We start from the raw sequence: 4,617 nt of genomic DNA on the forward strand, positions 1-4,617 counted from the left end.
CTATGGTTTATGCTTTTTGCATAATGGCGAATGGACACTCTTCCCAAACCCCTTCGAGGCGAAACTTCGCCCACCTGCACCAGCACACCCAGTTTTCCCTTCTCGATGGGGCGGCCCGCTTGAAAGACCTCCTCCAGTGGGTCAAGCAGGTCTCCCCCCAGGAACCCATGCTGGCCATGACCGACCATGGCAACCTTTTTGGGGCGGTGCAGTTTTACAAGTATGCCAGCGAGATGGGCGTCAAGCCCATCATCGGTTACGAGGCCTATGTGGCGGCGGAGAGCCGTTTCGACCGTAAGCAGGGCAAAGGGCTGGATGGGGGCTACTTTCACCTAACCCTACTGGCCCAGAACATGCAGGGCTACCAGAACCTCTGTCGCCTGGCTAGCCGGGCCTACCTCGAGGGCTTCTACGGCAAACCTCGCATCGACCGGGAGATTTTGCGTGAACACAACGCGGGTATTATCGCTCTTTCCGGCTGCCTAGGGGCCGAGATACCCCAGTTCATCCTGCAGGAGCGCTTCGAGGAGGCTGTGCGTCGCCTGGAGGAGTATCTTTCCATCTTTGGCCCGGAACGCTACTTCATCGAGATACAGGACCATGGCCTGCCCGAGCAGCACAAGGTCAACCGGGTCTTGAAGGAGCTAGCCGACAGGTACGGCCTGGGCCTGGTGGCCACCAACGACGGGCACTACGTGCGCAAGGAGGACGCTGAAGCCCATGCGGTGTTGCTGGCGGTGCAGTCCAAGGCCACCTGGGACGACCCCGACCGCTGGAAGTTCCCCTGCGACGAGTTCTACGTCAAAAGCCCGGAGGAGATGCACCAGACCTTTCAGGACGAGCGCGAGCTGTGGGGCTCTCGCCTGGAAGAGCTGTTCGACAACTCCCTGGCTATAGGCCGGATGTGCCAGGTCGATCTGGTGCCCAAAAAGGTGCAGTACCGCATTCCCAAGTACCCCCTGCCCGAGGGGCGCACCGAGGTGAGCTATTTCCGTGAGCTTACCTTTAGTGGCCTTTTGAAGCGTTACCCTGATCGGATTACCGCCGATATCTACCGGGAATTCCTGCGCAAGCTAAAGAGGCCAGTCCCTCATGGAGACGAAACGGTGCTGGTGCGGGCCTTGGCCGAAGAGGTGGACCTCGAGGCAGCCCGCGCCCAACTGCCTGAGCCAGCTCCCCCCTGGGGTCCCTGGGCCATTCTAGCCCGCGCGGTGTATGAGCTTAGCGTGGTGGAGCGGATGGGCTTTTCCGCTTATCTGCTCATCGTTAGCGATTTCATCAACTGGGCTAAAGCCCAGGGCATCTCGGTGGGGCCAGGGCGGGGTTCGGCAGCGGGTTCGTTGGTAGCCTACGCTAGCGGCATCACCAATATTGACCCTCTGGAGTACAACCTGCTCTTTGAGCGCTTTCTCAACCCAGCCCGGGTCTCCATGCCGGACATCGATACCGACTTTTCCGACGTGCGCCGGGGCGAGGTTATCGAGTATGTGCGCCAGCGCTATGGCGACGATAAGGTGGCCCAGATCGGCACTTTTGGCACCCTGGCCTCCAAAGCGGCCATCAAGGATGCGGCCCGGGTGTTCGGCCTGCCAGTTAAGAAGGCCGACGAGCTGGCCAAACTGGTACCGGTGGTCTTTGGCAAGCCCATCCCGCTAGAGCAAGCCATCGAGACGGTACCCGACCTTAAGGCCGAGATGGCCAAAGACCCCCTGGTGAAGCGGGTTATGGAGGTAGCCCAGAAGCTCGAGGGCTTGAACCGCCAGGCCAGCGTGCACGCCGCCGGGGTGGTCATCGCCGATGTGCCTTTGCAAGACTACATTCCCTTGATGCGCTCCAGCGACGGTGAGGCCAAGGTCACCCAGTACGACATGGCCTCGGTGGAGGCTTTGGGCTTTTTGAAGATGGACTTTTTGGGCCTGCGCACCCTCTCGTTTTTGGACGAGTGCAAGCGCATCGTCAAGGAGTCTAAGGGGGTGGAGCTGGACTTCGACCGGTTGCCCATGGAGGATAGGGCCACTTTTGAGCTTCTGGGCCGGGGCGAGACCAAAGGGGTTTTCCAGCTGGACTCGGCGGGTATGACCAGCACGGTGCGGGGCCTCAAGCCGCGCCGGATTCAGGACATCATCGCCTTGGGGGCGCTGTACCGACCCGGCCCTATGGAGAACATCCCCACCTACATCCGCCGGCACCACGGGCGTGAGCCGGTGGAGTACCCCCAGTTTCCCCACTGCGAGAAGTACATCCGCCCCATCCTAGAGGAGACCTACGGTATTCCGGTCTACCAGGAGCAGATCATGCAGATCGCCTCGGCGGTGGCCGGCTATAGCCTGGGGGAGGCCGATCTGCTGCGCCGGAGCATGGGCAAAAAGAAGATGGAGGAGATGCAAAAGCACCGGCAGGTCTTCAAGGAGGGTGCAGCGAAAAAGGGTATTCCTGCCGAAGAGGCCGACCGGCTTTTCGATCTGCTCGAGGCCTTCGCCAACTACGGCTTCAACAAGTCCCACGCGGCGGCCTACGCCATCCTGACCTACCAGACCGCCTACGTAAAAGCCCATTTTCCGGTGGAATTCTTCGCTGCGGTGCTCACAGTAGAACGCGGCGACTCCGACAAAGTAGCCGAGTACATCCGCGCTGCCCGAATAGCCGGGGTGGAGGTGCTGCCCCCCGACATCAACCGCTCTGGTTTTAGCTTCCGCGCCCTTGAAAAAAGCGTTTTGTTTGGCCTTTCCGCGGTCAAGAACGTGGGCGAGGCTGCGGTGGAGCAAATCCTGGCCGAACGGGAGCGGGGCGGACCCTTCCGATCCTTGCCCGACTTCCTGCGCCGCTTGGATGGCAGCGTGGCCAACAAGCGGGTGGTGGAATCGCTCATCAAGGCTGGAGCCTTCGATGCCTTTGGCCCCCGGGGGCCTATGTTGGCGGCGCTGGACGACCTTTTGAAGTGGGCCCAGTCCGAGCGGGAGATGGCCCAGTCCGGCATGATGGGCCTCTTTGCCTCACAGGAGCCAGCTTTGCCCAAAGGGCCTCGGCTGGACGCCATTACCGAATTGCGCATGGAAAAAGAGGCCCTGGGCATCTACGTGACCGGTCATCCCCTTCTACGCCATGTGGGGTTGCGCGAGGCGGCGAGCTGTACCCTCGAGGAGCTGCCCCAGGCCTTTGCCGAGCTAAGGGGTAGCCGCAACCGGGTTCGGCTGATACTGGCCGGGATGGTGGAGGGTATCGCCCGCAAGCCCACCAAATCGGGGGGGATGTTGATCCGCTTCGTCTTGAGCGATGAAACTGGGGCGGTGGAGGTGGTGGCCTTTGGCAAGGCCTATGAGCGCATCTCGCCCCGCCTTCGCGAGGATGCCGCCGTGCTGGTGGTGGTGGAGGTGGAGCCCGAGGGGGAGGGCGAGGGTTTGCGGGTGGTGGCCCAGGAGGTTTTCCCCCACCACGAGCTCGAGGGTCTGCCCAAAGTGCTGGAACTGGAACTCGATCTGGCTTTGGTGGATGAAGAGAAGCTTCTGGACCTAAGAAGCCGCCTGGATGAGTACCCCGGAGCCCTGCCGGTACAGATGAAGGTGCGGGGGCCGGATGGATGGGCTTTGGTAGAGGCCCGTGAGGTGCGTGCCAGTGAGGAAGCCCTGCCGCTGCTTAAGGAGTTAGACTGGCTCGAGGCCCGGGTTATTCCCGACCGGGAAACCCTTTTAGCCCAAGGGAACGGGGGCCGAAGCGCCAAGGACGACCAAGGGCCGGTAGTGCCCTTCTAAGGGCAGGGGAGGTGAACGCATGAACCTTGAGCAGGACCTAAAGGGCATTGCTGAACAGGAAGCCCGGCTGCGCTTCGAGCGCTTTGATGCCCGGGATGCCTGGGAGCTGGGCCTCCGGCTCAAGCAGGCTGCCGAGGCGCTGCACAGCCCGATAGCCATTGACATTGGCTTTTTCGCCCAGCCGCTGTTTTTCTACGCTATGCCTGGCACCACCCCGGACAATGTGGCCTGGCTTCGGCGCAAGCGCAACGTGGTGCGGCATTTTCACCGTAGTTCGTATGCGGTGGGCCTGTGGCTCAAGCAAAAGCAGCGCAGCCTAGAGGAGCGCGGCCTGAACCCGCGCGACTATGCAGCCCATGGGGGTAGTTTTCCCATCTTTGTGCAGGGGGTGGGCTGCATCGGGGCCATCACCGTCTCTGGCCTGCCGCAGCGGGAGGACCACGAACTGGTGGTGGAGGTGCTGGCGGGCTTTCTAGGCCAGCCGCCAGACGAACTGGCCCTAGACCCATGAGCCATGGCTGGCTTTCATTCAGGTCTACAACCAGCCGAGGGCCTCGAGCGGCTGGCTCTGGAGTCTTTTCTATGACAAAGCCGCCCAAAGCCGGGCGGCGATTTGGCGGAGTGGGAGGGATTCGAACCCTCGATAGGGCGAACACCCTATACACGCTCTCCAGGCGTGCCCCTTCAACCACTCGGGCACCACTCCAAAATTCCTCCCGGGACAAGGCAGGCTCGTGCCCCCTGAGGCAAAGACGAGTCTACAGGGCACGCCTAGAAGCGTCAAGCTGATGTAATCGGTCAACACATGTGAGACTGGGGAACCGACTCCTCCTGCATCTTAGCTAAATACTCCAAGGGAGCAAGACCC

At 61.6% G+C, this 4,617-nt stretch carries 2 protein-coding genes and 1 tRNA gene; 2 read left to right on the forward strand and 1 reads right to left on the reverse strand.

Going from position 1 to position 4,617, the window contains the following annotated elements:
* The first annotated feature begins 23 nt into the window (after nucleotides 1-23).
* On the forward strand, nucleotides 24-3,749 hold the full coding sequence (gene dnaE, locus G552_RS0113405) for a DNA polymerase III subunit alpha (RefSeq protein WP_051195828.1): 3,726 nt from the start codon (nucleotides 24-26) through the stop codon (nucleotides 3,747-3,749).
* Nucleotides 3,750-3,768: 19 nt separating this feature from the next.
* A complete protein-coding gene (locus G552_RS0113410; RefSeq protein WP_027883469.1) occupies nucleotides 3,769-4,260 on the forward strand; it encodes a heme-degrading domain-containing protein in 492 nt (163 codons plus the stop codon).
* A gap of 103 nt (nucleotides 4,261-4,363) precedes the next feature.
* Here G552_RS0113410 and G552_RS0113415 read toward each other — a convergent pair.
* A tRNA-Ser gene (locus G552_RS0113415) sits at nucleotides 4,364-4,455 on the reverse strand.
* Between the last annotated feature and the right edge of the window lie 162 nt (nucleotides 4,456-4,617).

The organism is Meiothermus rufus DSM 22234, from assembly GCF_000423425.1.
Classification (GTDB): domain Bacteria; phylum Deinococcota; class Deinococci; order Deinococcales; family Thermaceae; genus Meiothermus; species Meiothermus rufus.

Bases quoted from the DNA above. Each gene is read 5' to 3' on its own strand.
- dnaE (WP_051195828.1), top strand. From the start codon at position 24: ATGGCGAATGGACACTCTTCCCAAACCCCTTCGAGGCGAAACTTCGCC.
- G552_RS0113410 (WP_027883469.1), top strand. From the start codon at position 3,769: ATGAACCTTGAGCAGGACCTAAAGGGCATTGCTGAACAGGAAGCCCGG.